This is a genomic window from Pseudomonas sp. Yb2C2 (genome assembly GCF_052112325.1).
Classification (GTDB): Bacteria; Pseudomonadota; Gammaproteobacteria; order Pseudomonadales; family Pseudomonadaceae; genus Aquipseudomonas; species Aquipseudomonas marginalis.
Genome location: NZ_JAVAJK010000015.1, coordinates 1 through 26672, shown reverse-complemented (window position 1 = coordinate 26672; position 26672 = coordinate 1). Strand labels below are relative to the sequence as shown.

Below are 26672 nucleotides of genomic sequence, written 5' to 3'. Positions count from 1 at the left end.
ACGCTGAACACCCACCTGGAGCCCTTTATGCCAACCACCCCACGCGACAACGCCCGGCTTGAACGTCGCCTCATCGCCGCCCTCAACGACGCCTGCGAAACCGCCAAAGCCGAAATCCCCGGCTTCGACTGGCTGACCCACACCGTCGACTACAGCGTCTTCCCCCAAAGCCTGCGGGTGATCTGGGTGTTCGACAGCCGCGCCAACAAGGAGCACGCCCTCTCGACAGGGGCAGACACACGCATGCGTGAGCTGACCGCCGCCGCGCTCAACGACGCCGATGTACACGTCGCGCCCATGGAGCGCTGCGTACACTTCGACTCCGACGAAGAATGCCGCCTGCGCCATGACGGCGATTGGCGCGTACGCCTGGCCAAGGTGCATACGGCCAAGGTGTAAGTGCGCATCGTCACTCGTTGGGTTCATGGATAAAACTGTGGTATCGATGCACGTAGTCCAACACACCCAGGCCCCACCATGACCCTCTCCGCCCAGTTCACCCCCTGGACCGCCCTGCTCGGCGGCGCCCTGATCGGTTTGTCCGCAGGCCTGTTCATCCTGCTCAACGGCCGCATCGCCGGGATCAGCGGCCTGCTCGGCAGCCTGCTCTCCAGGCGCGGCGAAGGACGTGGGGAGAAACTGCTGTTTGTGCTCGGGCTGCTGGTCTCGCCCTGGATCTGGTCGTTGTTTGCCAAGCTGCCTGAGTCATCGTTCCAGGCCGGTGGCTACGCGCTGGTGCTGGCCGGGTTATTGGTCGGCATCGGCACGCGCTATGGCGCCGGTTGTACCAGTGGGCATGGCATCTGCGGGCTTTCGCGGTGGTCGCTGCGCTCGCTGGTAGCGGTCGGTTGTTTCATGGGCAGCGGGTTTGCCGGTGTCTACTTCATCCGCCACGGGCTGGGAGCCTGAGCATGCGCAAATTCATGGCATTGATGGCCGGTCTGATCTTCGGCCTGGGACTGCACCTCAGCGGCATGACCAACCCGGAGAAGGTGCTCGCGTTCCTCGATCTCGCCGGCGATTGGGACCCTTCATTGGCCCTGGTCATGCTCGGCGCCCTGGTGGTGAGCAGCGTGCCCTTTTACGTCGTAAGGCATCGTCAGGTTTCGCTGCTGGGCGCACCGATCCAGATGCCGACGCAACGCACCCTCGACCGCCGCCTCGTGCTGGGCAGCCTGGTGTTCGGCATGGGGTGGGCGATTGCGGGGTTGTGCCCCGGACCGGCAGTGGCATTGCTGTTGACGGGGCAATGGCAGGTGCTGGTGTTCACGCTGGCGATGGTGACGGGCATGCTGGTTTTTGCGGGGATTGAATCGCGCAGGCGGGGTTGAACCGCCTGCACGGCTTCATTTTTACCCCACACAGTAGGTCAGGCCTGCGTACTGAACCGCTGCACTCCACGCCGCTCAAACATCGCCGCTTCCGTCTGTTGCGTCGCCAGTTCGCCTTTGGAGGCCAGTTGATTAATAAAAATCCGATCCCTGGACCCTTTGAAGTCAGACGGGTCGAAGTCTCTTAAGAGCGGCGCCAGATCAATGGTCTTGGCGAAGTTTTCGTTAGTCAGGCTGTAAAACCCCAGGCCAGACCAGACGGAATCGGCGTCCACCGTGTCGATGGCGGCATTGCGGTAGGCAATGGCTGCGGTTTTCAGGCCCAGGGATCGGTTGAGCAAATCCGTCAGCCGCTGGGTATCCGAGCTGCTGAGCTGGCCGGCCGAATCCAGCACTTTCAGGCGGCCATCGGCTTCGACGGTGAAGCCGTATTTTTTGCCGGCCAAGTCGGGAGCGGTGGTCGACAGCGCTGACTCGAATGCCTTGAAGGATGCCTTCAGCGTATTGAGCGCGCCGGTGGAAATTTCGACGAGCCGAGGGTAGTCTGGCGACTGAGTCCGACCGACCCAGACGTCGACCACCTCCGGCGGTTCCACCGTGGTGCTTGCTGATCCACTGGGATGGTAGACGGCCGCCGGGGCGGCGTTTGCCAACACTTCCTTCGCGGCATCTGTCAGAGGCTGGGCCACGAGCTTCTGGTCGGAAGGTGTAAGGCTGGTGTTGGCCGGCGGGAGATAGGCAGCGCTGACGGAAAGAGCCATTTAATCGGTCCATGATTGGCGGGTTCATACAGGTTATCGACGGAAATCGGCCGAGCTTTAGACGACCAACCTGCAGGATCGTACAAGCCAGGCGCTCCGCGGTCTCGATAGTCTGGCCGTCTTACCTACCAGAGGATGGATCATGGCTACGTCACAGCACTCGGCACAACCGGTAAACCTCGCGCAAAAGGCATCGCTCATCGACGCGCAGTGGAGCCCCAGGGTCGTCGCCGAAATGAACGACTACCAGTTCAAGGTGGTGCGCATCGAAGGGGAGTTCATCTGGCACTCGCACCCGGAAACCGACGAAGCGTTCCTGGTGCTCGAAGGGACGCTGCGTATCGATCTACCGGAAGGCCCGGTGTATGTGGCGGCGGGCGAGCTGTATGTGGTCCCGCGTGGCGTTGAACATCGGACCGCCGCCGAAGGTGAGGCGAAGCTGATGATGATTGAGCCTCGGGGCATTTTGAATACCGGCCATGAAGGCGGTGAACGTACGGCCATGAATGATCTGTGGATCTGAAAAGTGGCGCGGGTGAACCCATAGCCTTACAGCGTGAGGCTTTTGTAGTGAGCGGTGGCAGCCGTCAAAGGTGTGTAGATACTCTCCGTCATTGAACCGAGCCTTTAGCGGGTAATTTCTGGATAATGCCCAGCTCCCGCTCCCGATACGGACATCCCCTCGATGAAGTTGCCCACCGCCGCCCTCCTCCTCGCCTCTGCGCTGCTGCCTTCCATCGCCCACGCCGACGACGCCGCGCTGACCGACACGCTCAAGGCCTTCACCCGCTGCGACGCGACGTTCTTCAGCCGCCTGAACAGCCACCGCGACGCCTGGCAGCCCTACGCACCGGTCAAGCAGGACAAAGACTTCGCGTGGATCGCGGTAGTCAACCGCGCGGACCGCAAGGCCAACGCGGTGCCGGTCAGCACGCCGCCCATCGCCGGCTTGAAGCTGTTGTCGTACGCCGACGAGGCCACCGACCTCGGCAACCTGGGGCTCTACTATTACTGGGGCTTTGTTGTGCAAGGCACTATCGACGAGGTTGCCCAACGCCTTGCCCCGCTGCTCGACCAACCTGCTCGCCTGCAAAAGGGCGACGGCGCCTACATCCGCAGCGAGCTCAAGGTCGGCGACCGCTGGCAGGCCATCAAGCCACGGCCCGGCGTCGCGCCGGGCACACGCGAAGTCGAGCGCGTGCTGCTGGTAGAACCGGAGGGCAGCGACGGCACGCAATCGCGCATCAGTTGTTCGTTGCAGGGCGGTGTCGATGCGGCGCTGCTGGCCTGGTCGCGTCCGGACATCCAACCGGTTGACTACCCGCGCACCATCGTAGAACCAAGCATCAACGACGTCGCCGTCCCCGCCAGCGTGCTCCAGCGCCTCGACTCGGCCCTGCTGCAGCCGAAGTTCAAGACGTTGAGCTACACGTACCTGTCGAAAAAAAGCGATGGCAGCAACGACAGCCCCACCTCGGTGACCTTCACGGCGGTGGGTGGCTTGCTGAACAAGAACGAGATCTACAGCGACACCTTCCATGTCGAGCGCCTGGTGCAGGCGGACCTGATCCAGTTGAAGTCGAAGATGAACGGCGTGGGCGACGGCCAGGTGCTGCTGACCCGCGAAGCCGAGCTGAGTATTCCGAGCAGTTGGACGCCTGGCCAGACGCTGAGCGCCAACCTGCACATGGCGAACGTGCCCGGCAAACCGACCGATACCCCGCTCGAGACCTCCGTGAGCTGCAAGGTCGGCCAGCGCTTCCCGGCCCGACAGGTGTTTGCCTCGTTGACCGGCGACGCCATCAAGCTGGAGTGCGAGCAAGGCGACTACAAGACCTCGCGCGCGTTTATCGAAGACCTGGGCATTGCCGTGACGCTGGCAACGACCTCGAGCAAAATGCGCTCGGCGTATGAATACACGGCGTTCGAGGTGGTGCGTTGATCGAAGGGGCGTTTGCCAAGCAAACATCCCGCTGATTCAGGGCACTCTACGTTGTCGCAGCAGTCTGTTCCTACACACCCCATGCCCCGCGGAGTTCCCATGATCATTGTCCATCACCTCAACAACTCACGTTCGCAGCGCATTCTGTGGCTGCTGGAAGAGCTTGGCCTGCCGTACGAGATCAAGCGCTACCAGCGCGACCCGAAAACCAACCTTGCGCCGCCGGAGCTCAAGGCGATCAATGCGCTGGGCAAATCCCCGGTGATCGAAGACGGCGCCAACGTGGTGATCGAGTCCGGCGCCATCGTCGATTACCTTATCCGCCGCCATGGCGACGGTCGCCTGCAACCGGACCCGGCCACGGCCGCCTACGACCAGTATGTGCAATGGCTGCACTTCGCCGAAGGCTCGGCCATGCTGCCGCTGATGCTTAACCTGTACGTCGGGCGCCTGGGCGATGCCGGTGCACCGCTGCATCCGCGTATCGAATCGGAAGTGGCCAATTACCTCGGTTACCTCAACGAGGCGCTGGCACATACGCCGTATCTGCTGGGGGATGACGTGAGCGGCGCGGACATCCAGATGAGCTTTATCGGCGAAATCGCCAAGGCCCAGGGCAAGCTGGCGGCGTACCCGCACCTGGCGGCGTGGGTACAGCGGTTCCAGGCTCGCCCGGCTTACCGCCAGGCGCTGGAACAGGGTGGGGAGTATGCGTTTGCCAAGTGAGTAGCTTGCCCTCGACCGCGTGACAGAGGCTAAGGCGCCGCCATCTGCCACAGCGAAGCGCCCACGCCGGTGATGCTCTCCCCCGCAATCAACCCCGCCGCTGCGGTAATCGCAAACCGCTCGGTGAGGCTCGGCCAGCGGCAGCTCACCAGCCAGGTGAGCACCGCACCCAGGGCCATCATCAGCGACACCGAAGCTGGCAGCACAAACGCCAGCCCCAACGCAGCGGCACTGGGCAAGTAGCGGGCGCGATGGGCGGGCAACAGGCTGTCGAGCACGCCCAGCAACACCCCGACCAGCCCTGCGATACCGATCGCCCAGCGAATGCTCGCCGACAATGAATCCAGCCCATGGGTAAGGGTTTGCGCCACGGCTTTCCAGGTTGCGACCGCCGGCGCCGGCCACTCCTCGGTGAGCAGCATCGATTGCGGATCAGGAATCAGCGCCAGGTACGCAAACACCCCGACGATGCTGCCAATGAAAATCCCCAGGATCTGGGCGATGACTTGCTTGTACGGCGTGGCACCAATGGCCTTGCCGACCTTGAAGTCGTTCATCAGGTCGGTGCACTGCCCCGCCGAGCCGCCGGCGGTGTTGGCGCTCATCAGGTTGATCGGCACCTGCCCCGGCGCGACGATGCCGAAGCTCAGCTGGGACAACTGCCCGATGGCGCCAATCGGCGGAATACCGGTGGCGCCCACCACGCGGGCGGCGACGGCCGCCAGGCAGATCGCCAGGGGAATGGTCAGCAACGCCATCCACAGGTTGATGCCGAACAACAGCGCCTGCAGGCTCACCACCAATACGATCGACAGCACAAAACCAGCGGCCGGCCCGGGTTTGGGTACGCTCCAGGCTTGCCCGCCGGCGGACTTGGTCGAGGTGTATAACGCCCACAGACGAATCGTCAGCGACGCCAAGGTTGAGCACACCATCAGGCTCACTCCCGGCCACAGCAACCACTCCACCAACGCCGCAAATTGCGGGCCGCTGCTGCCGGCCGGCAAGGTCACCAGGCCTTGCGCCAGCAACCACGGGCCCAGGCCGCCCCAGGCGAGCAAGGCGCCGAGCAGCAGGGTCAGGCCGACGCGAATGCCGATAATGCCGCCAAAACCCAGCAGCAACAGCGAGGGGTCGGCGGTGAAGGTCAGGCGCTCCAGCTGGGCGGATGGCGACCAACGCGGGAAGGCCCACACAAAGGTGTCCACCCACTTCACCAGCCCGGACAGCAACGCCGCGCTGAGCAGCACCTTCAAACGCGTCGCCGCTTCGCGCCCATGGTTGTAGATATGCAGCAGGGTTTCCAGGGTGGCCATGCCTTCGGGAAATTTCAGCGCCTTGTCATTGAGCAACGAAGGCCGCAGGTACCAGGCGATCCAGATGCCCAGGAAACTCACCGAGAACACCCAGGCGATCATCGGCAGCGCGTCCAACTGGTTGCCGGTCAGCAGGGTATAGGCCGGGATCGGCGCCACCAGCCCACCGGAAATGATCGAAGCAGCGGCCGAGGCGACGGTCTGGTTGATATTGCTTTCATGCAGCGTCCACGGCAGCTGCTCCGACGACCGCTTCGCCAGGCCCTGCCAGATCGCATACCCCACCAGCAGGGCAATGATCGACATGTTGAACGACCAACCGATCTTCAACCCGGCGTACACGTTCGAAGGGGTCAGCAGGATACCGAGCAACGTGCCGGTGATGACCGCGCGCAGGCTCAGTTCGCGTTCGACGGGGGGATGAAGGGGGACCGTTGATGAGGTGGCATGCATGCGGATTCCTTTCGGCTGGGGAACAGGGCGACATAACAAGTGAGCCCCTCAAGGCCTGAAGGTTCCTGTGCGGCAAGCGGGCGCCTTTTTGTGATGAGCGGGCTTCAACCACTACACCATCAATTACTCAATCAGAGCCATGCAGCATCCCATAACGAATAATCCCCTACCTGCGCCACCAACCCGGCCCGCAAGGGGTTGGCAATGATGTAGCGAGCCATCTTGCGAACATCATCCTCCGCACGGACAGCCCTATCGTGATAACCGGGTTGCCAGACACGCTCCTTGCTTTGACGACGCCGGTTGATGGTCCGCGTGCTACGCGACTTCATACGCCGCACCACGTCGGGCAACGTCTTCTGCTTCAGCTCAAACAACCAGTGAATGTGGTCAGGCATGATGACCCAGGCCAGAGAGTCGACCAATCCCAGCTCATGAACCTGCCGGAATTCGGCCACCAACAGACGCCCCAGATAAAGGTCGGTGAATAGGCGCTGACGGTGATGCACTACAACGGTAATGAGGTAACTGCGTCCGTATTCAGAGTAACGACCGTGACGCAGGCGATGGGATTGGGGTGTGGGGCGCATTCCGATGCTCCTGGGGACCGTCCTGAAGAGCATTAACACTAGCGCGCCGTAGCTGGCGAGCCAGTGTCATCGGGTGACTGAATGTATCCAGCCCGGAGTGACCTGGCTTTTGTGGTGAGCGGGCTTGCCCCATCACAAAAGATCATCCCATTGCAGAAAACCCGTCATCGGGTGCCTGAATGTATCCAGCCTGGAGTGACCTGGCTTTTGTGGTGAGCGGGCTTGCCCCGCGCCGGGCGGCGAAGCGGCCCCAAAAGCTGTTATCAGGATTTACCTGGAAAAACGCGGTGTTCTTGATGGGGCCGCTTCGCGGCCCAGCGCGGGGCAAGCCCGCTCACCACAAAGAGCTCGTTCACCACTACGCGGGTGCACCATCACAAAAGATCATCCCATTACAGAAAACCTGTCATCGGGTGACTGAATGAATCCAGCCTGGAGTGACCTGGCTTTTGTGGTGAGCGGGCTTGCCCCGCGCCGGGCGGCGAAGCGGCCCCAAAATCTATCATCCGGGTTCACCTGGAAAAACGCGGTGTTCTTGATGGGGCCGCTTCGCGGCCCGGCGCGGGGCAAGCCCGCTCACCACAAAGAGCTCGTTCACCACTACGCGGGCGCCCCATCACAAAAGATCATCACAGTGCAGAAAACCCGTCATCGGGTGCCTGAATGTATCCAGCCTGGAGTGACCTGGCTTTTTTGTGGTGAGCGGGCTTGCCCCGCGCTGGGCTGCAAAGCGGCCCCAAAAGCTGTTATCAGGATTTACCTGGAAAAACGCGGTGTTCTTGATGGGGCCGCTTCGCGGCCCAGCGCGGGGCAAGCCCGCTCACCACAGAAGCCCGCTCACCACAAAAAGTCCGTTCACCACTACGCGGGTGCACCATCACAAAAGATCATCCCATTACAGAAAACCTGTCATCGGGTGACTGAATGTATCCAGCCTGGAGTGACCTGGCTTTTGTGGTGAGCGGGCTTGCCCCGCGCCGGGCGGCGAAGCGGCCCCAAAATCTATCATCCGGGTTCACCTGGAAAAACGCGGTGTTCTTGATGAGGGCCGCTTCGCGGCCCAGCGCGGGGCAAGCCCGCTCACCACAGAAGCCCGCTCACCACAAGAAGTCCGCTCACTACTAAGCGTGCGTAAAACCCGTTCCCCCGGCCACCTCGCCATCGGCTTGCGCCTTGTCCAACAGTTGCTGCACCCACGGCGCGTTCCGGGCATTGACCACGCCATAGCGGTCCGGCGGGAAAAACGCCCAGTGATGGGCGATTGCAGTAAGGCGCTTGAGCTCATCGGCCGCCAGCCAATACCCGGTGTCCAGCAAGGGCAGCGGTTCGCCGTCGAAACGTCGGCCCAGCATCAGGTTGGTGCCGGGGGCAAAGGTAAAGGCCAGGTCCTGGCAGGGTTGCAGTTGTTTGTCCGGGGCCGGCATGCTCCCGACGCGGTTGTAGGTGAAGTCGCCGGGGTATTCGTCCTTGAATACCAGCCAGTGGCCCGCCGTGGTCTTGGCGACGATCCATTGCGATACCCCGCTGCTCTGGGTGCGTTCGAGCTGGCCGTTTTTCCATTGCATCAGGGCGTTGCAGTCGGGATCGTAGTCCGAGGCCCACAGGCTGGTGCCCGACACCAGCGTGTGGCGCTCCAGCTCGACCACCCCCTGGTCCGGCATGGCCTGCCAGTAGCGCTTGATGGGGTCACGGGTATCACGCAGGTAGTTGCGCAGCCCCCAGGCCGCCGTAAAGACCACCGCCGCCAACACCTGCCAGGCAAAGGTGTTGCCGATAACTCGGTCCACGTCCAGGCCAGGCGCGAACGCGGCCCCGTACAGCCACACGCCCAGCATGAACACCAGGCTGGGCAGGAACACACCAAAGCACAGCGGCGGCAGCAGCACTTCGATCCAACTGAAGTGATGCCCGGCTGCATGCTCCCGTGCCCAGGCCTGCTCCTCGGCGAGCATCGGCGCCTGTTCGCGCGGGCCGATGCCGGGATCGGGGGCCTTGAAGCGCCAGTAAAGTGCCACGGGGTCGTTATTCATGCCGCGCATCATGCCCTTGGCGCGGGCAGAGATACAGCGCCCCGACCACCGATAAAACAATCATTGCCGAGACCCGCCTACAGTCATACGATGACTGATCACACCAATAACAATAAAGGATCACCCGTGAACAAACCTTTGCTCCTGGCCGCCGCCGTTGTCTGCGGCCTCAGTGCCCACGCCCACGCCACCACGTTTGCGTATATCTCCAGCCCCGGTGACGGGCTGATTTCCCAGTACCGCCTCGACGAAAGTAACGGCGCCCTGAGCCTGGTCGAGCAAGTGACGGCCGGCGATCAGGTCAACCCCATGGCCCTCAGCCCCGACGGCAAGACCTTGTTCGCGGCGTTACGGGTCAAGCCGTTTCAGGTCCAGGGCTTCAGCATCGACCCGACTACCGGCCGCCTGACGCCGCAGTCCAAGGCGCCACTGGCCGAAAGCATGGCGTACCTGGCCACTGACCGCGCCGGGCGCTATTTGCTCGCGGCGTCCTACGGTGCCGACACCCTCAGCGTCCAGCCCATCGACAAGCCTGAACCTATCCACACCTACAAGACCGGCCTGCATGCCCACTCGCTGCGCACCGACCCAAGCAATCGCTTTGCCTACGCCGGCAACCTGGGCACGGACCATGTGCTGCAATACCGCTTCGACGCCGCCACCGGCGCACTCACCCCGATCGGCAGCGGCTACGTGAGCGTGCCAGCCAACACCGGGCCTCGGCACCTGGCGTTTTCGGCCGACGGCAAGTACCTGTATGTGGTCGGTGAAATGAGCGGCACCGTCACCGCGTTTGCCATCGATGACGGCACCGGCGCGCTGACCCAGATTGGCGTGGCCAATGGCATTCCCGAGCGTTTGAAACTGGCCCATGGTGAAGTGCGTGACGCGCGCAACAATGACCTGAAAGACGACCCGACACCGCGCATCTGGGCGGCCGACCTGCGCCTGTCGCCGGACGGCAAGCTGTTGCTGATGAGCGAGCGCACCAGCAGTTCGGTGTCGGCGTTTGCGGTGGATACCGCCACCGGCGGCCTGCGCTTTGTCGACAACTACCCGGTCGAGGAGAAGCAGCCGCGCAATATCGCATTCTCCCCCAACGGGCATTGGCTGCTGGTGACCGGTGAGAAAAGCGACAAGGTCGGCACCTATGCAGTCAGCGCCAACGGTGCGTTGAAGCGGGTGGGGGAAGCGGCGTCGGGCAAGGGGGCGCTGTGGATTGAGGTGCTGCATACCTCGGCCAACTGACCTGAACCTGTGGGAGGGGGCTTGCCCCCACAGGGTTGGATCTTGAGGGTGTACAGGCCTCAGCTCAGGCGAAACCGTGCGGTGTTATCACTCAACGCCTGGCTGCCCTTGCTCAAGGTGTCTGCCGCACGGTTTACCGCGCGGGCGCCGTCCAGCAGGCGCCCGGCGGCCTGGTCGACTTGCTGGATATTGCCGCTCACTTCATCCGCCGTCGCTGCCTGCTCCTCCACTGCCGTGGCGATTTGCGCCAGGGTGTCGGTGACGTTCTGCACCGCGCCGGCAATCTCGCCCAGGCGCGTGCCCAGGCCGGTGACGGACTCGGCATCGGTCAAGGCCTGCTCGCACGCGGCGCCCATCAGCGTCACCGCCTGGCTCACGGTGGCGCGCAGACTGTCGACGGTGCCGGCGATCTGCGCCGTCGAGGCCTGGGTGCGTTGCGACAGGCTGCGCACTTCATCGGCGACCACCGCAAAGCCCCGGCCTTGCTCGCCTGCGCGTGCGGCTTCAATGGCGGCATTAAGGGCCAGCAGGTTGGTCTGCTCGGCAATGCCGCGAATGGTGTCGACCACCGATTGAATCTGCTGGCCTTGCTGGCTGACCTGCTGCAAGGCGTCCGAGGTGTCGGTCAGGCGCTGGTTGAGCTGTTGGATGCTGGCGGTGGTGCGCTGGCTGTCGCGGCTGCTGTCTTCGGCGATGCGCCGGGTTTGCTGGGCACTGCCGGAGGCCTGTTCGCAGCTGCGCGCGACGCCCATGGACGTGGCGGCCAACTGCGTGGCGGCGGCGGCGATCTGGCTGATCTGGTGCTGCTGGTCTTCGACTTCGCTGAGGGTGCTGCCCGATTGCGAATTCAGGGTAAGCACCGCCGAGCCAAGCTGCTGGGTTTCGTGATTGACGCCGAGCAGGCTGGTGCGCAATTGCACCACCGCGACGTTCAACGCGGTGCTGATCGCCGCGAGTTCGTCGCGCCCTTCTACCGTCACGGCCACGCACAGGTTGCCGTCGCGCAGAGACTCGGCCAGCGTAGTGATGCCGCTGGCGCTGCGACGGATGGACGCTTGCAGGCACATGAACAGGTACAGCGCCGCCAACGCCAACAGGCTGAACGTTGCCGCCATCGGTATGAATTGCGTGTTCGCGTGCTCGTGGTAGTAGTCCAGGCGCGCATCCATCGACGTCAGCGACTGAACACGCAACGCGCCAAGCGAGGTGAGCATGGCGTCGATACTGCGCTCGAAACCGGCTGTATCCAGCTTGATGCTGCCGCCGAACACGCCGTCGTCGAGCACTTTGAGTTCGTTATCCAACAACTGCAGGCTGGTGTCGTATTGCGCTGTCCACGGTTCCATCCCGGCGTATTGCTTGGCCTTGAGCGAAGCCGCAGCCTTGACCAGTTGATCCCGCGCATCGCCGATGCGGCTGCGCAAGTCGCGCATCTGCAAACGGCTCTGCAAGGTGAACTGCCCCGAGGAAATCGAGGACTGCCCCACACTGGCCATCCGCCCGATACGCTCGATCAGGTCGGGCGTTTGCTGGGTGCCCATCTGCATGAGCATGTAGGTTTCCAACCAGGGATCGAGGATCAGGCCGGCGTCGAGGGTGATCTGTTCGCGCAGGGCCTGCATCGCCGTCAGCGCGGAGGTGAAGCGGTCGTAGCCATCCGGCCACCAACCCACGGTGCGCAGGGACGCCGAGTCCATGCCCTTGACCGTGGCCTGCAAAGCCTCGAAGCGGGCCAGGACGTCAGCGCCGGCGTTCTGGGTTTTCAGGGCATCACCGAGGGCCTGCAGGCTTTGCAGGATCAGTGGGAAATTGGCATCCACCTTATCCATCGCCGCCTTCGCCGCTGGCGTCGGGGCATGCAGGATGTCCGCCGCCTTCCAGCGCGCAGCCAGGTTACGTTGGGCGGTCAATTGGCCATCCAGCGCGTCCAGGGCCAACAGTTGACGAAGGCCGGACTGCTCAGCGGAAATCACGCTTAATTTGTCGCGATAGTCCTGGCCGATCATCCACAGGCTGCCCGCCAGGGGCAGCATGAACAGGAAGAACAGGATCTGGAACTTACGCGCGAAGCCGAAACGTCCGAGCAGGCGGATACCGGGTGATAAAAGGCTGTGCATGTCCACTCCCAAAAACAACCCACGCGTTAGACGGCAGGCGAAGCCTTGAAATGACTAACGGCAAAATGCCATGTCATTGATTAGGTTGGCACTAGCAAGATACGGGCCGCTGCTGCACAGCCCTGAAACAGGGCACGCGACGCGCCAAAGCGGCCCGAGGCGTGCGCGAAAATGGGGCAAAAGCACTCAGTCGCGACACAGGCATTGTCACCCGCAGAGACGACTGCCCGAGGCGCGCGCTGAAACGCCCTCAATCACCACAGCCTATCGGCCGCCCATGGGGAGAACTTGAAGGGAGTCCGGCGGCCTATTTACGCCAGCAGTCGGGTAATCCACTGGACCTGCTGGGCGATGGCTTGCGCCTTCGCCTGCGGCACCCGCTGCCGAGCCTGCTCAAAGCCCGCCAGGGTGCGTTTTTTCAGGCGCAACGCACGCTGCCACTTGGCGAGGAACGCCGGGCTGCGGGCCTGCAGGTGCAAGGGGCCGAAGTACAGCTCCTCAGCGCTGTACACCACGGGCTCGGCGCGCTCGGCCATGATGATTTCATAGTAGAAGCGGTTTTCGTGCAGCAACTCCTCACTGAGGATGCGGTAGCCATTGCTCATCAACCAATAGCGCAACGGCTGTTCGCCGCCGTTGGGTTGCAGGATCAGACGTTCGCGGCCGCTGAGGTGGGCCTTGCCGCTGTCGAGGATGTCGCGGATCGTCTCGCCGCCCATGCCGCACACGCTGATCGCGGTGATCGCGTCCGCTGGCTCTATCGCCGCCAACCCATCGGCCAGGCGCACCGTGACGTGCTGCTCCAGGCCATTGTCGCGCACGGTGCGCTGCGCCGCGTGGAACGGCGTGCTCGCCACCTCGCCCGCCACCGCCGCCTCAATCACGCCACGGCGCATCAAGGCCACCGGCAGGTAGGCGTGGTCCGAGCCGATATCGGCCAGCCGCGCGCCCCTCGGCACCTGCGCGGCCACGCGCTCCAGGCGCATGGACAAGGTGTGTTCGTTCAACCTGTGTTCCTTTTTATTCGCCGGAAAATCGATCCCGGCTGTTGGTCAGATGCAACACCATCGCCGCCCTTGCGGCATCCGGGTCCTGGCGCTTGATCGCGTTGAAGATCGCCTCATGCTCCAGGTTCGCCAGTTGCCCGAGCTTGGCAAAGTCCGCCCCGCCGCGCTCGTCACCCTTCACCTGGGTACGCGGAATCATCGCATTGCCCAGGTGCTGCATGATCTCGGTGAAGAACGTGTTGCCGGTGGCTTCGGCGATCAACTGGTGAAAACGCTTGTCCTCTTCCACGCAGCTGTCGTTGTTGGCCAGCGAGGCCTGATAGTCGTCGAGAGCGGCGCGCATGTGGGCCAGCTGCGTGTCGGACCTACGCACGGCGGCCAGCGCCACCGCCTGCACTTCCAGGCCCAGGCGCAGCTCGAGCATGTTGCGCACGCTGGCGACGGTGTCCACATGCAGGCGCAAGCCTTGCTGGGCCCGTTGCGCCAGCACAAAGGTGCCGATGCCATGGCGCGTCTCCACCAGCCCCGAGGCTTGCAGCTTGGACAGCGCCTCGCGCACCACGGTACGGCTCACCCCATGCTCGAGCACGATGGTGGATTCGGACGGCAGTTTTTCACCGGGCTTCAACTGCCCAAGCAGGATGCGCTGGGTCAGGGCGTCGAGCACGCCTTGGGCCAGGTTGTTGGAGCGTCTACGGACGGGAGGTCCGCTTTCAATGGGCATAGTTACGAATCCACGGGGTTGGGCAGGAACGAGCTTAACATCCCGCCCCACGGCGTAACCCCACTGTAGGAGCGAGCTTGCTCGCGAAAAACCTGAGGGCGCCGCGTTTATCCAGGATGCCCGCATTATCGTTGACGTTTTTCGCGAGCAAGCTCGCTCCTACAGGTTAGGGCGCGAGTGAAAAAAGCGCCAAACTTGTATGACAACTAATATTTATGGCCGCCAGCCCCACCCTTTCCAGAAGCCTCCTCAACCTTCTTAAAAACCCACACAGACCCGCAAAATAACCAGATCATCACTAAAACCTGGCCCTTACAAACACAAAAACATCATCACCGCATTGCGAATCCAAGAAACTCACTTGTATGATGTCTATCAACAAAACACGCAAACCCGCATAAAAACAATCAGGGGGAGTTTTGAATTGTGAACAATTCAAGCCATGCATCTGCCGCACCAGAAAGTGATCCGGTCCTCGCGCGCGCCGTGAGCAAAGTGAAGGGCCATGTGCTCCCACTGTTCGTGATCATGTTCATCCTCAACTACATCGACCGGGTCAATATCGGCTTTGTGCGCACGCACATGGAACATGACCTGGGCATCGGCGCCGCGGCCTATGGCTTCGGTGCCGGGCTGTTCTTCATCGGCTACGCGCTCTTTGAAGTGCCCTCCAACATGCTGCTGCAAAAGGTCGGCGCGCGCATCTGGCTGACCCGCATCATGTTCACCTGGGGCATCGTCGCCACGCTGATGGCGTTCATCCAGAACGAAACCCACTTCTACATCCTGCGCTTCCTGCTGGGCGTGGCCGAAGCCGGCTTCTTCCCCGGGGTGATCTACTACTTCACGCGCTGGTTGCCGGGGGTTGAGCGCGGTAAGGCCATTGCGATTTTCCTCAGCGGCTCGGCGGTGGCCTCGCTGATCTCCGGCCCGCTGTCAGGCGCGCTGCTGCAGATCGAAGGGTTCGGCTTCCACGGCTGGCAATGGATGTTCGCCATCGAAGGCCTGGCCTCGGTAGTGATCGGTTTCTTTGTGTGGTTCTGGCTCGATTCCAAGCCCCACGACGCCAAATGGATGACCCGCGAAGAACAGGATGCGCTGGTCAACGCCATCGACCAGGAACAGCGCGAGCGTGAAGCCCTGACCAGCGTCAAGCCGACCCTCGGCAAGCTGCTCAGGGACCGTCAGATCCTGCTGTTCTGCGCCCTGTACTTCTGCATTCAACTGACGATCTACGCGGCGACGTTCTGGCTGCCCAGCATCATCAAGAAGATGGGTGACCTGAGCGATGTGCAGGTGGGTTTCTTCAACTCGATCCCATGGCTGATCTCGATCATCGCCATGTACGCCTTCGCGACGCTGTCGGGCAAATTCAAGTTCCAGCAGGCCTGGGTTGCGGCTGCGCTGTTGATTGCCGCAGCAGGCATGTTCATGTCCACCACCGGCGGGCCGATCTTCGCGTTCGTGGCGACCTGCTTTGCGGCCATTGGGTTCAAGTCGGCGTCTTCGCTGTTCTGGCCCATCCCACAGGGCTACCTGGACGTGCGCATCGCCGCAGCCGTGATTGCCTTGATCAACTCCATCGGCAACCTGGGTGGCTTCGTTGCACCGACCACCTTCGGCTTTCTGGAGCAGACCACCGGCTCGATCCAGGGCGGCCTCTACGGCTTGGCCGGCACCTCGGTGCTCGCCGCTATCCTGGTGTTCTTCGCCAAGACCTCGCCCGCTGCCGTATTGGCCTCGCCGGGCGCCGTGCCCACCGGCGCTGCCATCAGCAAATCTCTCTGAGCCTCTTTAGGAATTAGCCATGAATACTCCCGTCATCACCCACTTCCAGGTCATCCCGGTGGCCGGTCACGACAGCATGCTGCTCAACCTCAGCGGCGCCCACGGCCCTTACTTCACGCGCAATATCGTGATTCTCAAGGACAGCAGCGGCAACACCGGCGTCGGTGAAGTGCCCGGCGGCGAACGCATCCGCGAAACCCTGGAAGACGCGCGCAGCCTGGTGATCGGCCAACCCATCGGCCAGTACCAGCGCGTCCTCAACCAGATGCGCAGCGCCTTTGCCTCACGGGATTCGGCGGGCCGTGGCCTGCAAACCTTTGACCTGCGCATCACCATCCATGCCGTCACCGCCATGGAAGCCGCCCTGCTCGACCTGCTGGGCCAGTTCCTCGAAGTGCCGGTGGCCGCCCTGCTCGGCGAAGGCCAACAGCGTGATGCAGTGAAAATGCTCGGCTACCTGTTCTATGTCGGCGACCGCAGCGCCACCGACCTGGCTTACCGCAACGAAGCCGACAGCGACGACGCGTGGTTCCGGCTGCGCCATGAACCCGCCCTGACCAGCGAGGCCGTGGTGCGCCTGGCCGAAGCCGCCAACGCCAAATACGGCTTCAACGACTTCAAGCTCAAGGGCGGCGTATTGAGCGGCGACGCAGAGATCGAAGCCGTCACCGCCCTGGCTGAACGCTTCCCCGATGCGCGCATCACCCTCGACCCGAACGGGGCCTGGTCATTGAAAGAAGCCATCCGCCTGTGCCGCGACCAGCACCACGTGCTCGCCTACGCCGAAGACCCATGCGGCGCCGAAAACGGTTACTCGGGGCGCGAAGTCATGGCCGAATTCCGCCGCGCCACGGGCCTGAAAACCGCCACCAACATGATCGCCACCGACTGGCGCGAAATGGGCCACGCGATCCAACTGCAATCGGTGGACATCCCCCTGGCCGACCCGCACTTCTGGACCCTGCAAGGCTCGGTGCGCGTGGCGCAGATGTGCCATGAGTGGGGGCTGACCTGGGGCTCGCACTCCAACAACCACTTCGATATTTCCCTGGCCATGTTCACCCAAGTGGCCGCCGCCGCCCCGGGCGACATCACCGCCATCGACACCCACTGGATCTGGCAGGACGGCCAACGCCTGACCCGCGAACCGCTGAAAATCGAAGGCGGCTATGTGAAAGTGCCGGCCAAGCCCGGCCTGGGCGTGGACATCGACATGGACGCCGTGGCCAAGGCCCACGAACTGTACAAAGGCATGGGCCTCGGCGCACGGGATGACAGCGTGGCGATGCAGTTCCTGATTCCGGGGTGGCGTTATAACAACAAGCAGCCTTGCCTGGTGCGCTGAAGCGCTGGGTTCTGGGGGCGGCTCGGTCTCCAGAACACCATCAATCCCATGTGGGAGGGGGCTTGCTCCCGATTGCGGTGTGTCAGCCAGCCATGTATCGACTGACACTCCGCCATCGGGGCAAGCGCCCTCCCACATGGGTCCTCGGTGTTTTACAAGGGTTGTGGTCGCTCGCTAAACCGCGCGTCAGGCTTTACCGGCCAAAGCCCGCTTTGCTCTTGCAGTTTTCTTGACTGCCACCGCCGCAATCGGCTGCACAGTCAGTTCCACGCCTAACGCCAGCATCAACTTCTGAATCGTCTCATAGCGCGTTTTAGAACCGCCTTTCAGCGTTTTATATAGGCTCTCGCGATTAACCCCCGCAGACTCCGCCACCTTGTTCACGCCCTGGGCCTTGGCGACCTCGGCAAGCGCTTTCATGAGCACCTGCGGGTCTTGAGATTTCATGCTCTGCGCCAGATAAGCGCTGATGGTTTCCGGGCTATCGAGGAAGCGCGACGCTTCATAGACGCTGGTACCGGAGGTATCAAGATCGAGGATCGGCATGTCCTCTGGTTTGAATTTCGATTCGCTCATTTCATCTACCTCTCAGGGCATCAAGGATCTCTTTTGCCCGTTTGATTCCTCTGTTCTGGTCGGTTTTATCACTGCCCCAGAGCATCAGGTAAGCAGTGATGCCCGTACGCACAAAGTAAATTCTGTAGCCGGGCCCGACAAACACACGCATTTCACTCACCCCATCGCCTACGGGTGCACAATCGCCGAAATTGTTTTCCTCGGCTCGGTCTAACCGTGTGAGGACAGCGGTTTTTCCACAAATATCGCTCATGCCGTCGAGCCATGTATCGAACTCCGGCGTCCTGCCGATCAGATTGGTCACAGAATTTTTTGTAGCCTACTGGCTACTTCTTGTCGATGCCAGTGAATTTTGAGTCCGGAATACTCCGGAAGAAAAATCCTAGTCCAGCGCTCGCATGAGCAGCCGATCGATACTATTAGCGCCTGTGTCTAACCTTCACCACACCTCAGCACCTGCGCATTCGCCCGCTATCACGGTGGCTGACACTCCGCCATCGGCGGCAAACTGAGGCGGCAAATGATAGAGATGAAGCCCAAAGAAAACGTCCTGCACAGCCGCTTCACTTTGCGTAAAATGCGAGCCGTTCTCGATCAGGAAAACTCAACCCAGGAGGGGTACCGCTTGAAACCGCTTGACACCCACGCGCCACAACACGCCGACACGGCCGTCACACGACTTAAGCTCAAAGACCAATTGGCCGTAGACCCTTACAAGGCATTGGCACTGCTGGAAAGCACCCTCCTCTGTTTTGTAACGACGGCTCTTATGCTGTTCGTTGCACACAGCGTCGGCATAACCGACACATTCAAGAGCAACGTCCTCTATGGCGGCACCCTGGGTGCATGCATAGGGGCGACCTACAGGATGTACCACGATGCCGCCCTTTCCGAGTGGTGCATGGCCAGCCCTGTCAGCCCTGCGGCGCTGCAAAACGCGATGCTTGCCTTGAAGTATTCCGAGACGCAGGAAGGCGTTTACTGCCCCAAGAAACGTATGTTCACCCCATTCCATCGGTGCGATTCAGAGCGGATCACGCTCACCACACTGGATGGAGGCACACGCTTCACAGGCCCCTATTTCAAGCTGAAAGCGCTGTCGGCCACGCAACTTGCTGATGCGCCCGAAGCGCAAGAAACCGACCTCACGCCACCAACGGCGCACGTCTGATCAATTTCGCAGGTTCATGCCCCGCACCACTGACTCTGTGAGGCCGTCGCGCCGCCACTGCGGACCTCAAACGCAAGGAAACCAGGACATGGCAACAGCAAAAACCAAAAAGGCGTTTGTGTATTCGGCATGGGGGCTACTGTTTTTGAGCCTGGTCGGGGTTTTAGTCATACAGGCCTTCCAGGAAACACCCCAGCCCAGTAAAACCACCTTCCTCAGCGACCTCATCATCGTGACCGCGCGAACGACGCCCGGGAATCGAAAGATCGACGAGCATCTAACCTTCGTTCGCGCGGAAGCGGCCAACAGTCACGCCCTCAAGTTCTATTACACGTTGGTCGATTACGATACCCATCCCGAGGACGTTGACTTGGGCGTGATGAAATCAAGCATCACCAAGGCTGTCTGCGCCGCGCAAATGCCAAGGGACCAGTCCATCATTTCATTGGGTGGCACCTTCATTTACATATTCGGCAGCAAAAACGTAAAAGAGGTTGGACGGTTCGAAATCAACAAGCAGAGCTGTAATGGCTAATGAGCTGGCCCCCTTCAACCGACTCGCTCGAACCGCCGCCGCTTCAGGAACAACCCCACCCCCAGCGCCACCGCAAAGAACGACAGCAACCCCAAGTCAGCCCCCCATGGACGGACCTGGCTCGCCGCCACGCAGCCGACCGCCCCCGCCACCACCAGCAGCCCACCCAGCCACGTGCGAAGCAGGTACGGTTTGACAAACCGATCGAGCAGAAAAAACAGCACCAGGGCCAGGACCAACTGGGTAATGTCAGACATGTGCTTCTCCCGTCAGGTCTTGATGATCAGTGTCGAGGCGCTGCGTTGCGGGCCGATGCCGCCGTTGACCTGCGCTTCGATGCTGACCAGTACGTCGCCGGCATGATAGGTGGGCAGGATTTCATTGGCATACATGCGCACACCCGCGCCAACAGGAACACCCACGTAAGGGGAAGCCACAGCAGAAGTGGCGCCAGCGAAGGCACTGGCGGCCAGGTTAGCGATCCTGGTGCGCTGGGCATTGAGGGCGTCGCCCTGTTGCCGCGTCAGTGGCTTGGAGATGCCGATCATCATCACGCACGGCAGGCTCTTGGCCAACATCTTGTCGTACACCTCGACGACCTTGCTGTTGACCTCGTAGTGGGCACTTTTCGCCTCGCCAAAATGCAGCTCGCGCAGGCGTCCGCGTTCACTATCGGTAAGGGTGATCTGCGAAACGTTGAACACGATCCCGTGATTGCCCATGTATTGGAACGTCCCTTCGAACTTCATCGCACGCATCCTTTCGAGCCAAAGGCGGGGATTCTCTAGAAGGCGGGCAGTGGATTCAAGGCAAAAGAAACGAAATGAGGAAACGGAGGGCAGGCCGACCTCCCCTGTCGCGACCTTTGCCCCCGCCGCTACTCACGCTCACGCCCGCGTGGGCAACTTCCAGTTCGGCCGGATGAAGTGGCAGGTATAGCCGTTGGGTATCCGCTCCAGATAATCCTGATGCTCCGGCTCCGCCTGCCAAAACTCCCTGGCGGGTTCAATTTCCGTAACCACAGGCCCCGGCCACAGCTTGGAGGCATCCACGTCAGCCGCGGTATCTTCGGCAATCTCCCGTTGCTGCTCGCTCAGGTAGTAAATCGCCGAACGATAGCTTGGTCCCAGATCATTGCCCTGCCGATTCGGCGTGCTCGGGTCATGGATCTGGAAAAAGAACTCAAGGATCTGCCGGTAGGAAATCACCGCCGGGTCAAACACGATCTCAATCGCTTCAGCATGGTTGCCATGGTTGCGGTAGGTGGCATTCGGCACATCGCCACCGGTATAGCCGACACGCGTGTGCAGCACGCCGGGGTAGCGTCGCAACAGGTCCTGCATGCCCCAGAAGCAGCCGCCGGCGAGGATGGCGGTTTCGGTTGGGTTGGTCATGGTCTGTCCTTGCGGTTAATGGAGACAGGAGTAGTTATGGGGCAATGCTGGGCAATACCAAGTTCAATCAAAGAAAACTGCCCCCCTATCGACTCAAGGTTTATTCCTGGAACGAAACGCCGCGACCTTCATCCGGTTGCCGCACGTCGCCATGCTGCACCAGCGGCGGCGGTGTGATTTGCTCAGGTCATGGAACAGCAGCACGCAGTCGTGGGCCTCGCACTGCCGGACGAATTCAAACTTATCGTTCGTGACCAAGCCCACCAGCGACTCGGCCACCGGCCCAAGCAGGCTGGCCGGGCTGCTGTCCCGAGGACGCGTGGCAAGCCGAAATGCCTTGTTCTCCTGCGCCCATTCCAGCCTGCTCACCGGGCGACCCGCTTCAAGCACCTGGTTGATCACCGCGAGATCGACGGGAACGCCTGTCATTGCCGCATTCACCACCGCCCTTGAACTCGCACGAAGCGTACGAGCGAGGGCCAGCAGCCCACTCGGCGCCTTCGGGTCAAGCTGCTCGGGCAACAGGCCCGCCTGGGTCAGCCAGCTCATCACGCTGTGATCATCGGTGAAGCAGTCATGGCGCTGATCCCCCACCCCGTACTCGGAGTTGATGAAATCAAGGGCCAGGTTGTCGGCTAGAAAAAGTGCGCCTGCGGCAGTGCTGTTCGGATTCATGGGCGGCCAGTAACCAATAAAATATGTTTGACAGGTTACCAAACCCAGGCATAACCTTCAAACACCAACTTTAACGGTTACACAGGAAGCCACATCATGACCACGTCCAACGCCACGGCCGCTGCCGGACTCACCGCCGCCTTGCTGATCAGCGGCGCGGCCCATGCAGACAACACAGTGCATTACCGCTACGAGCAGGTCGGCGACGTAAAGGTGTTCTATCGCGAGGCGGGCGACCCCAGCGCGCCGACCGTGTTGCTGCTGCACGGCTTCGCCGCCTCATCCTTTATGTTCCGCGAACTCATGCCCGAGCTTGCCGACCGCTACCACGTCATCGCGCCGGACCTGCCGGCATTTGGCTTCACCGAAGCCCCACCACGCGGCGAATACGCCTACACCTTCAGCCAACTGGCGAAGACCATCGGGCAGTTCACCGAACAGCTCAAACTCGATAAATACGCGCTGATGGTCCACGACTACGGCGCCCCCGTAGGCTGGCGCATGGCCGTCGCCCATCCGGAGCGAGTGACCGCGATCATTTCCCAAAACGGCAACGCCTACGAAGAAGGCCTGGGCGCCGGCTGGGCCCCTATCCAACGCTACTGGCACGCCCCGACCCAACAAAACCGCGACGCCCTGCGCGACTTCCCAACCCCCGCCTCGATCAAGTGGCAGTACCTGGAAGGCGTGGCCGACAAAAGCTCGGTTTCACCCGATGGCTACACGCTGGAAGGGCTGCAAATATCCCGTCCAGGCAATGCCGACATCCAGCTCGACCTGGTGCTGGACTACGCCTCCAACGTCGCGATGTACCCGGCCTTCCAGTCCTACTTCCGCCAGTACCAGCCACCGCTGCTCGCAGTGTGGGGAAAGAACGACCCGTTCTTCCTGCCGGCCGGCGCCGAGGCGTGGAAGCGCGATATTCCCAAGGCGGATATTCGTTTTTATGACACCGGGCACTTTGCGCTGGAAACCCATGGGAAGGCGATCATTCCGGTTATACGGGCGTTCCTGGACAAGAACCTCCAGTAATCAACGCAACCCTATGTAGGAGCGAGCTCGCTCGCGAAAAACGTCAACGATAACGCCGCGACTCCGGTTTCACGCGGCGCTCCAGGATTCTTCACGCATCAGCTCGCGCCTACCTTGTGGACATGTCCTACAGCAAGCTGCAGCGCCTTGCTCCGTTACCTACAGTTGCGTCAGAATCCGCCGGCTTGTGCGCTTGAGTGGGCGTCTCTAAGGTGGCCCGGTCGCTGACAACTCAGTGATCGGGTTTAGTAGCCCGAGTGACAACATAAAGTGCATGAGCCTCATCGATCAGATGTTCTTGTCTGTACTTGATGGTAGCTGTGCGCAGGGCGCCCTCGGGCGCGCCGGCTTTGTGTGTTTCCCCGGTCTACTAACCTGCGTACAGCCGCCACCCTCTCGTTTAGTAGCGAAAAGGTGTTGGCCCTAAAACAGGTACAACACACATGTACAAAGTCACGCCTAACCCTCCGAACGGTCCCGACCTGAAACTGAATCAGGCGGCGCATCGTGCGATTGATCACTACCTCAACGCGGGCGCCGAACCGCCCGGGCCGCCTCCTCCACCTTCGACTACGCTGTTCAGCGTTGCGGACGATGTCAGCAGTGAAGTGCTGATTGCCAATAGCTATGAGACTTTTTCTTCGGTGACTGCGTTGTTGCTGGACCTGTCGGATGAGCTGACGGGGAAGCAGCGGGATGTGGCGTTGGCGATTCACCAGTTGAGTGAGTTGGGGGTTTTGTTGGTGGATAAGTTGATGGAGCGGGAGGGGGCTGTGGCCGGCGGCTAAGTACTCGCTATTATCACACGGCAGATCATCGAGTCGTTGTAAGTCCCATGCATCGACTCGGTGATTTTTTTCCAACAATCTAACTAAGGAGTCGAAGACGCTCTTGGAGATGCGAGAAAACTCCAATTTCAAATACTCACCCAAAGAGGAATGGAAACTCTGCCTGGCAGCCATTTCTTAACTTCTTGAAAAGGGCATTGGCTTTCTCTCCTACGCCTTCCTCGTGAGTGGCTAAGTCCAAATAGTAATTTCTATTTTCGTATTTGGCATATATGAGCCAATCGCCAGTAAGACCTCTTGCAGCACGCTCTTCGAATCCGCCAATGATCAATTGGTTCACGAGATAGCTCGGCCAGGCGTCAGGATCGTCGCCATGCTGCTTGGCCACCTCATCGAACAGTTTATCTAAATCTCGATTGCCGCCATTGGCCATACCCCATCGAATGCTAAGATTTTTTACTAAATGTCGCGCGGAGAAAAAATGTTTATGCCAAAAAGGAAAAAGTGGTAACTTTTTAAATTGCTCCTCACACTTAGTTTTCGAGGACGGCTTTATGCCCTCTAAATAGTCAATTTCATCAAGCACGTGGAATGGACTAAATTTGGGATTTGATGAATCTAAAAGCCGACAGGTCAGAGCCAAACTGATTCGATCCGAACAATCCCTACCGCAAACTGCCTCAGCCTTTATTTTAACTAACTGATCTTTATCAAAGCTTACTTTCACGAAATTTTCTCTGTCATATGACAAAACCCAAATATTGAAAAACAGTCTAATACCAACCTTATGCGCATTCAGGCGTCATCGCTCACTCCATTTTCTCTGTGCAGTTAGTCGCGTTAACGCACAGTGTAAATCGTATGACGTAAATTAGGTCACACCACGTTTTAAGTAATTATCCAAACGTGGCCTGACCCTGATTACGTGCTGATTACCCTTTTCCTGCTCACTCTTTTTCTGAAATTCAACTTACCTATTCTAAGTTCAATCTAAGCATTAGTTTTAAACTCAGTCAGAAAACGGGGTCAGACCACCAGAAAACGGGGTCACAGAAAACGGGGTCAGACCACAATTGATTAATGGTGGTCTGACCCCAATTATTCTCCAATTATTCTACCTCAATGCGGGTGCCGAACCGCCAGAGCCGCCCCCACCAACTTCGACGACACTGTTCAGCGTTGCGGACGATGTCAGCGGTGAAGTGCTGATTGCCAATAGCTATGAGACCTTTTCTTCGGTTAGTGCGTTGTTGCTGGACCTGTCGGATGAGCTGACGGAGAAGCAGCTGGATGGGGCGTTGGCGATTCACCAGTTGAGTGAGTTGGGGGTTTTGTTGGTGGATAAGTTGATGGAGCGCGAGGCCGATTTAACTGAAAGCTAGCCTTTAAAATTTCGTCCGACAGATAGCCGAGTAGTCGTACCCTGTACGACTACTCATCGGGAATTTTTATAGCATCCGTTCCAGCGATACCCGATCAACAAAGCATTCAGTCCCATAGGCTTGAGTTATTTTAGCTTTGAGCCCCTTTAATAACTGCCTAGCGCCCATAGCAACTTCCGGCTCAACCGACTCATCAATAAGTTAAGGCATGAGCTCAAAATTTCAACCTAACAAGCATTGCGACTCCAACACCAAAAACACCGATGGTTACCCAAGGCAAGTCGAATGAAGAAAATGCTATCAATGTAACCACAAGGCATATCGCCAAAGCGAGCACCACGATTTTTATCACCAATATAGATAATTGCCCGGCCTTGGCCGTCAATGATCTTCGAAAAATTTTAGCTAAATTGAGTATATGAGAGACCCCAGGAAGAGTTTGAGCCTCTTGTGCACTGCGAACTAATATATTATTTCGACCATGCTTATTGAAATCCAAAACCAGAGGCACTGAAAGAATCCCAAACGTGAAGAAGAGTATAAAAAGCATCTTATTATCCTTTAGCCACTAAAATTAGAACGTAGGCACCCAAAAAAACCGCACCTATCACGCTATTTAAAAACGAAAGAAAATTAGGACGAACGGCTTTATCCAACTTGATTGCTGCTGCAATTCGCCCGGTAAGGAGCATTGCACCTAAAGTAGCAACAAACATTAGCAATAGCTGATTACTTCTATTTACAAGCGGATCTGAATTAAGCACAAAGGGAAATAGAGCTTGCAACCCGGGAAATAGGTCGACCGATGAAAGATGCTGAACAGCCAACGCCGTCAGCAAGGCACCGAAGGCAACAACACAGTTATCATAACCAAACTTATAGAACAGAAATTCACCAGCAACCATATCACCAACTATCGTTTTAACTACCAGTCCGCCGGCAGTACATAGGAGAATGAACACAGCCTTCTCTGCCAAAGGAGATAAATACCCGAATCTTGCAGCTATCACAGGCGCCACAACCACAAGTACGATAGTTAGCGCAACCCCTGCAATAACTTTATAGATATTGGAATTTCGATTACTTACCGAGGGAACTGAAGGAACTGCCACTGTAGTATTTTCGGCCATTACAATCACCATAAAAAGTAACTCGGGACAGGCCACGTTATAAAAGATCGCCTAACCAGTCCAATCCCGATCACACATCAAACAGATGGGCCATCATCCATACAGCCCAAACTTAAAAACAAATCACACCAACCACTATAAACGATGGATACTATTTGTCTTATAGTCAGCGCCCATAATCAACCTTCCTATCCTCTTCGAAAACTCATTCATTTCCTCTTTTGACTTTAGCTCCCCTCTAAATACGTACTTATCAGCACCAACAACTATAGCGAGTTTAAAGCCATCAAAACCACTCACCGAAGTATTAATAACTGCATTACTACTAACAACATAAGCTCTTTCGGATTGAACATCTACGACAACAACATAAAATGAGCCGTTTTCTTCACGCTCTTCCACGCAATCGAAATACATAAACTTCCTTTTTTATTAACTTCCAACTGTAAACCCAAATCAAACTTTTACTCTTTGACTCTTCCCATCACCTAGCCCTGAACTCAAAGTTAAAGCACGACAAGCTCAACACCGGACGGCCCAAGCACGATAGCACAATAGCATCACTTTCAGCATTGCATTTTGAGACTATGGCTACTTGGTTAGAATATGGA

The 26672-nt window shown here is 59.5% G+C and carries 32 protein-coding genes and 1 pseudogene; 15 read left to right on the top strand and 18 right to left on the bottom strand.

Annotated features, from left to right (window positions below; genetic code table 11):
• The first annotated feature begins 27 nt into the window (after window positions 1-27).
• The 3 genes from Q8X51_RS20605 to Q8X51_RS20595 all read left to right on the top strand — a co-directional run bounded on the left by Q8X51_RS20605 (window position 28) and on the right by Q8X51_RS20595 (window position 1331).
• Entirely contained in the window at window positions 28-399 is a 372-nt protein-coding gene (locus tag Q8X51_RS20605; protein ID WP_407693486.1) for a hypothetical protein, read from the top strand.
• 78 nt (window positions 400-477) lie between these two features.
• Entirely contained in the window at window positions 478-909 is a 432-nt protein-coding gene (locus Q8X51_RS20600; RefSeq protein WP_065925063.1) for a YeeE/YedE family protein, read from the top strand.
• 2 nt (window positions 910-911) lie between these two features.
• A complete protein-coding gene (locus Q8X51_RS20595; protein WP_065925062.1) occupies window positions 912-1331 on the top strand; it encodes a DUF6691 family protein in 420 nt (139 codons plus the stop codon).
• 38 nt (window positions 1332-1369) lie between these two features.
• On the opposite strand, the gene Q8X51_RS20590 is transcribed toward Q8X51_RS20595, so the two are convergent.
• A complete protein-coding gene (locus Q8X51_RS20590; protein ID WP_315872301.1) occupies window positions 1370-2092 on the bottom strand; it encodes a hypothetical protein in 723 nt (240 codons plus the stop codon).
• Between the two features lie 142 nt (window positions 2093-2234).
• On the opposite strand from Q8X51_RS20590, the gene Q8X51_RS20585 reads away from it, so the two are divergent.
• The 3 genes from Q8X51_RS20585 to Q8X51_RS20575 all read left to right on the top strand — a co-directional run bounded on the left by Q8X51_RS20585 (window position 2235) and on the right by Q8X51_RS20575 (window position 4760).
• On the top strand, window positions 2235-2615 hold the full coding sequence (locus Q8X51_RS20585) for a cupin domain-containing protein (RefSeq protein ID WP_065925060.1): 381 nt from the start codon (window positions 2235-2237) through the stop codon (window positions 2613-2615).
• A gap of 162 nt (window positions 2616-2777) precedes the next feature.
• Window positions 2778-4034, top strand: coding sequence for a hypothetical protein (locus Q8X51_RS20580; RefSeq protein WP_407693485.1), 1257 nt, complete (start codon window positions 2778-2780; stop codon window positions 4032-4034).
• Window positions 4035-4133: 99 nt separating this feature from the next.
• Complete coding sequence (locus Q8X51_RS20575) at window positions 4134-4760, top strand: glutathione S-transferase family protein (protein ID WP_065925058.1); 627 nt, start codon at window positions 4134-4136, stop codon at window positions 4758-4760.
• A gap of 29 nt (window positions 4761-4789) precedes the next feature.
• Here the strand turns inward: Q8X51_RS20575 and Q8X51_RS20570 are convergent, their stop codons facing one another.
• Window positions 4790-6529: an OPT family oligopeptide transporter gene (locus Q8X51_RS20570; RefSeq protein ID WP_407693484.1), complete on the bottom strand. Its 1740-nt coding sequence runs from the start codon at window positions 6527-6529 to the stop codon at window positions 4790-4792.
• A gap of 131 nt (window positions 6530-6660) precedes the next feature.
• Complete coding sequence (locus Q8X51_RS20565) at window positions 6661-7119, bottom strand: REP-associated tyrosine transposase (RefSeq protein WP_315872305.1); 459 nt, start codon at window positions 7117-7119, stop codon at window positions 6661-6663.
• Window positions 7120-7540: 421 nt separating this feature from the next.
• Between Q8X51_RS20565 and Q8X51_RS20560 the strand changes: the two genes are divergently transcribed.
• Window positions 7541-8080: a hypothetical protein gene (locus Q8X51_RS20560; RefSeq protein WP_407694976.1), complete on the top strand. Its 540-nt coding sequence runs from the start codon at window positions 7541-7543 to the stop codon at window positions 8078-8080.
• A 160-nt stretch (window positions 8081-8240) separates the two neighbouring features.
• On the opposite strand, the gene Q8X51_RS20555 is transcribed toward Q8X51_RS20560, so the two are convergent.
• The gene (locus tag Q8X51_RS20555; protein ID WP_065946535.1) at window positions 8241-9149 is read right to left on the bottom strand and encodes a hypothetical protein; all 909 of its coding nucleotides are present in this window, start codon (window positions 9147-9149) and stop codon (window positions 8241-8243) included.
• Window positions 9150-9275: 126 nt separating this feature from the next.
• Here Q8X51_RS20555 and Q8X51_RS20550 point away from each other — a divergent pair, with 126 nt between their 5' ends.
• On the top strand, window positions 9276-10397 hold the full coding sequence (locus Q8X51_RS20550; RefSeq protein WP_407693483.1) for a lactonase family protein: 1122 nt from the start codon (window positions 9276-9278) through the stop codon (window positions 10395-10397).
• A 59-nt stretch (window positions 10398-10456) separates the two neighbouring features.
• Here the strand turns inward: Q8X51_RS20550 and Q8X51_RS20545 are convergent, their stop codons facing one another.
• The 4 genes and pseudogenes from Q8X51_RS20545 to Q8X51_RS20530 form a co-directional block, all read right to left on the bottom strand.
• Window positions 10457-12514 carry a methyl-accepting chemotaxis protein gene (locus tag Q8X51_RS20545; RefSeq protein ID WP_065925053.1) on the bottom strand — a complete coding sequence of 686 codons (2058 nt, stop codon included), beginning with the start codon at window positions 12512-12514 and terminating at the stop codon, window positions 10457-10459.
• A gap of 311 nt (window positions 12515-12825) precedes the next feature.
• Window positions 12826-13521, bottom strand: a complete 696-nt coding sequence (locus Q8X51_RS20540; protein ID WP_065925052.1) for a tRNA (adenine(22)-N(1))-methyltransferase — start codon at window positions 13519-13521, stop codon at window positions 12826-12828.
• 13 nt (window positions 13522-13534) lie between these two features.
• Window positions 13535-14245 carry a FadR/GntR family transcriptional regulator gene (locus Q8X51_RS20535; protein ID WP_065925051.1) on the bottom strand — a complete coding sequence of 237 codons (711 nt, stop codon included), beginning with the start codon at window positions 14243-14245 and terminating at the stop codon, window positions 13535-13537.
• Between the two features lie 61 nt (window positions 14246-14306).
• Window positions 14307-14396, bottom strand: a pseudogene (locus Q8X51_RS20530) (outer membrane lipoprotein carrier protein LolA); the annotation flags it as partial.
• A 275-nt stretch (window positions 14397-14671) separates the two neighbouring features.
• Here Q8X51_RS20530 and Q8X51_RS20525 point away from each other — a divergent pair.
• On the top strand, window positions 14672-16033 hold the full coding sequence (locus tag Q8X51_RS20525; protein ID WP_407693482.1) for an MFS transporter: 1362 nt from the start codon (window positions 14672-14674) through the stop codon (window positions 16031-16033).
• 19 nt (window positions 16034-16052) lie between these two features.
• Window positions 16053-17378: a glucarate dehydratase gene (gene gudD / locus Q8X51_RS20520; RefSeq protein WP_065947638.1), complete on the top strand. Its 1326-nt coding sequence runs from the start codon at window positions 16053-16055 to the stop codon at window positions 17376-17378.
• 186 nt (window positions 17379-17564) lie between these two features.
• Here the strand turns inward: gudD and Q8X51_RS20515 are convergent, their stop codons facing one another.
• The gene (locus Q8X51_RS20515; RefSeq protein ID WP_407693481.1) at window positions 17565-17954 is read right to left on the bottom strand and encodes an addiction module antidote protein; all 390 of its coding nucleotides are present in this window, start codon (window positions 17952-17954) and stop codon (window positions 17565-17567) included.
• A 1-nt stretch (window position 17955) separates the two neighbouring features.
• Window positions 17956-18258: a type II toxin-antitoxin system RelE/ParE family toxin gene (locus tag Q8X51_RS20510; protein WP_407693480.1), complete on the bottom strand. Its 303-nt coding sequence runs from the start codon at window positions 18256-18258 to the stop codon at window positions 17956-17958.
• A 225-nt stretch (window positions 18259-18483) separates the two neighbouring features.
• Here Q8X51_RS20510 and Q8X51_RS20505 point away from each other — a divergent pair, with 225 nt between their 5' ends.
• Together Q8X51_RS20505 and Q8X51_RS20500 are read left to right on the top strand one after the other, a co-directional pair.
• The gene (locus Q8X51_RS20505) at window positions 18484-19125 is read left to right on the top strand and encodes a hypothetical protein (protein WP_407693479.1); all 642 of its coding nucleotides are present in this window, start codon (window positions 18484-18486) and stop codon (window positions 19123-19125) included.
• Between the two features lie 88 nt (window positions 19126-19213).
• Window positions 19214-19660, top strand: a complete 447-nt coding sequence (locus tag Q8X51_RS20500; protein WP_065925046.1) for a hypothetical protein — start codon at window positions 19214-19216, stop codon at window positions 19658-19660.
• A 14-nt stretch (window positions 19661-19674) separates the two neighbouring features.
• On the opposite strand, the gene Q8X51_RS20495 is transcribed toward Q8X51_RS20500, so the two are convergent.
• The 4 genes from Q8X51_RS20495 to Q8X51_RS20480 all read right to left on the bottom strand — a co-directional run bounded on the left by Q8X51_RS20495 (window position 19675) and on the right by Q8X51_RS20480 (window position 21729).
• Entirely contained in the window at window positions 19675-19917 is a 243-nt protein-coding gene (locus Q8X51_RS20495) for a hypothetical protein (RefSeq protein WP_407694975.1), read from the bottom strand.
• Window positions 19918-19929: 12 nt separating this feature from the next.
• A complete protein-coding gene (locus tag Q8X51_RS20490) occupies window positions 19930-20409 on the bottom strand; it encodes a hypothetical protein (protein ID WP_065925044.1) in 480 nt (159 codons plus the stop codon).
• A 138-nt stretch (window positions 20410-20547) separates the two neighbouring features.
• A complete protein-coding gene (gene msrA, locus Q8X51_RS20485; protein ID WP_407693478.1) occupies window positions 20548-21054 on the bottom strand; it encodes a peptide-methionine (S)-S-oxide reductase MsrA in 507 nt (168 codons plus the stop codon).
• A gap of 93 nt (window positions 21055-21147) precedes the next feature.
• Entirely contained in the window at window positions 21148-21729 is a 582-nt protein-coding gene (locus Q8X51_RS20480; RefSeq protein ID WP_065925042.1) for a CGNR zinc finger domain-containing protein, read from the bottom strand.
• Window positions 21730-21825: 96 nt separating this feature from the next.
• Here Q8X51_RS20480 and Q8X51_RS20475 point away from each other — a divergent pair, with 96 nt between their 5' ends.
• Both Q8X51_RS20475 and Q8X51_RS20470 read left to right on the top strand, forming a co-directional pair.
• Complete coding sequence (locus tag Q8X51_RS20475; protein WP_407693477.1) at window positions 21826-22761, top strand: alpha/beta fold hydrolase; 936 nt, start codon at window positions 21826-21828, stop codon at window positions 22759-22761.
• Window positions 22762-23204: 443 nt separating this feature from the next.
• A complete protein-coding gene (locus Q8X51_RS20470) occupies window positions 23205-23549 on the top strand; it encodes a DUF6124 family protein (RefSeq protein ID WP_407693476.1) in 345 nt (114 codons plus the stop codon).
• A 136-nt stretch (window positions 23550-23685) separates the two neighbouring features.
• Here the strand turns inward: Q8X51_RS20470 and Q8X51_RS20465 are convergent, their stop codons facing one another.
• Complete coding sequence (locus Q8X51_RS20465; RefSeq protein WP_407693475.1) at window positions 23686-24276, bottom strand: hypothetical protein; 591 nt, start codon at window positions 24274-24276, stop codon at window positions 23686-23688.
• Between the two features lie 370 nt (window positions 24277-24646).
• Here Q8X51_RS20465 and Q8X51_RS20460 point away from each other — a divergent pair, with 370 nt between their 5' ends.
• On the top strand, window positions 24647-24931 hold the full coding sequence (locus tag Q8X51_RS20460) for a DUF6124 family protein (RefSeq protein ID WP_407693510.1): 285 nt from the start codon (window positions 24647-24649) through the stop codon (window positions 24929-24931).
• A gap of 214 nt (window positions 24932-25145) precedes the next feature.
• Here Q8X51_RS20460 and Q8X51_RS20455 read toward each other — a convergent pair whose 3' ends face one another.
• The 3 genes from Q8X51_RS20455 to Q8X51_RS20445 form a co-directional block, all read right to left on the bottom strand.
• Complete coding sequence (locus Q8X51_RS20455; RefSeq protein WP_407693474.1) at window positions 25146-25481, bottom strand: hypothetical protein; 336 nt, start codon at window positions 25479-25481, stop codon at window positions 25146-25148.
• 4 nt (window positions 25482-25485) lie between these two features.
• The gene (locus tag Q8X51_RS20450) at window positions 25486-26061 is read right to left on the bottom strand and encodes a hypothetical protein (protein WP_407693473.1); all 576 of its coding nucleotides are present in this window, start codon (window positions 26059-26061) and stop codon (window positions 25486-25488) included.
• A 135-nt stretch (window positions 26062-26196) separates the two neighbouring features.
• Window positions 26197-26478 carry a hypothetical protein gene (locus Q8X51_RS20445; RefSeq protein ID WP_407693472.1) on the bottom strand — a complete coding sequence of 94 codons (282 nt, stop codon included), beginning with the start codon at window positions 26476-26478 and terminating at the stop codon, window positions 26197-26199.
• Window positions 26479-26672: the final 194 nt, after the last annotated feature.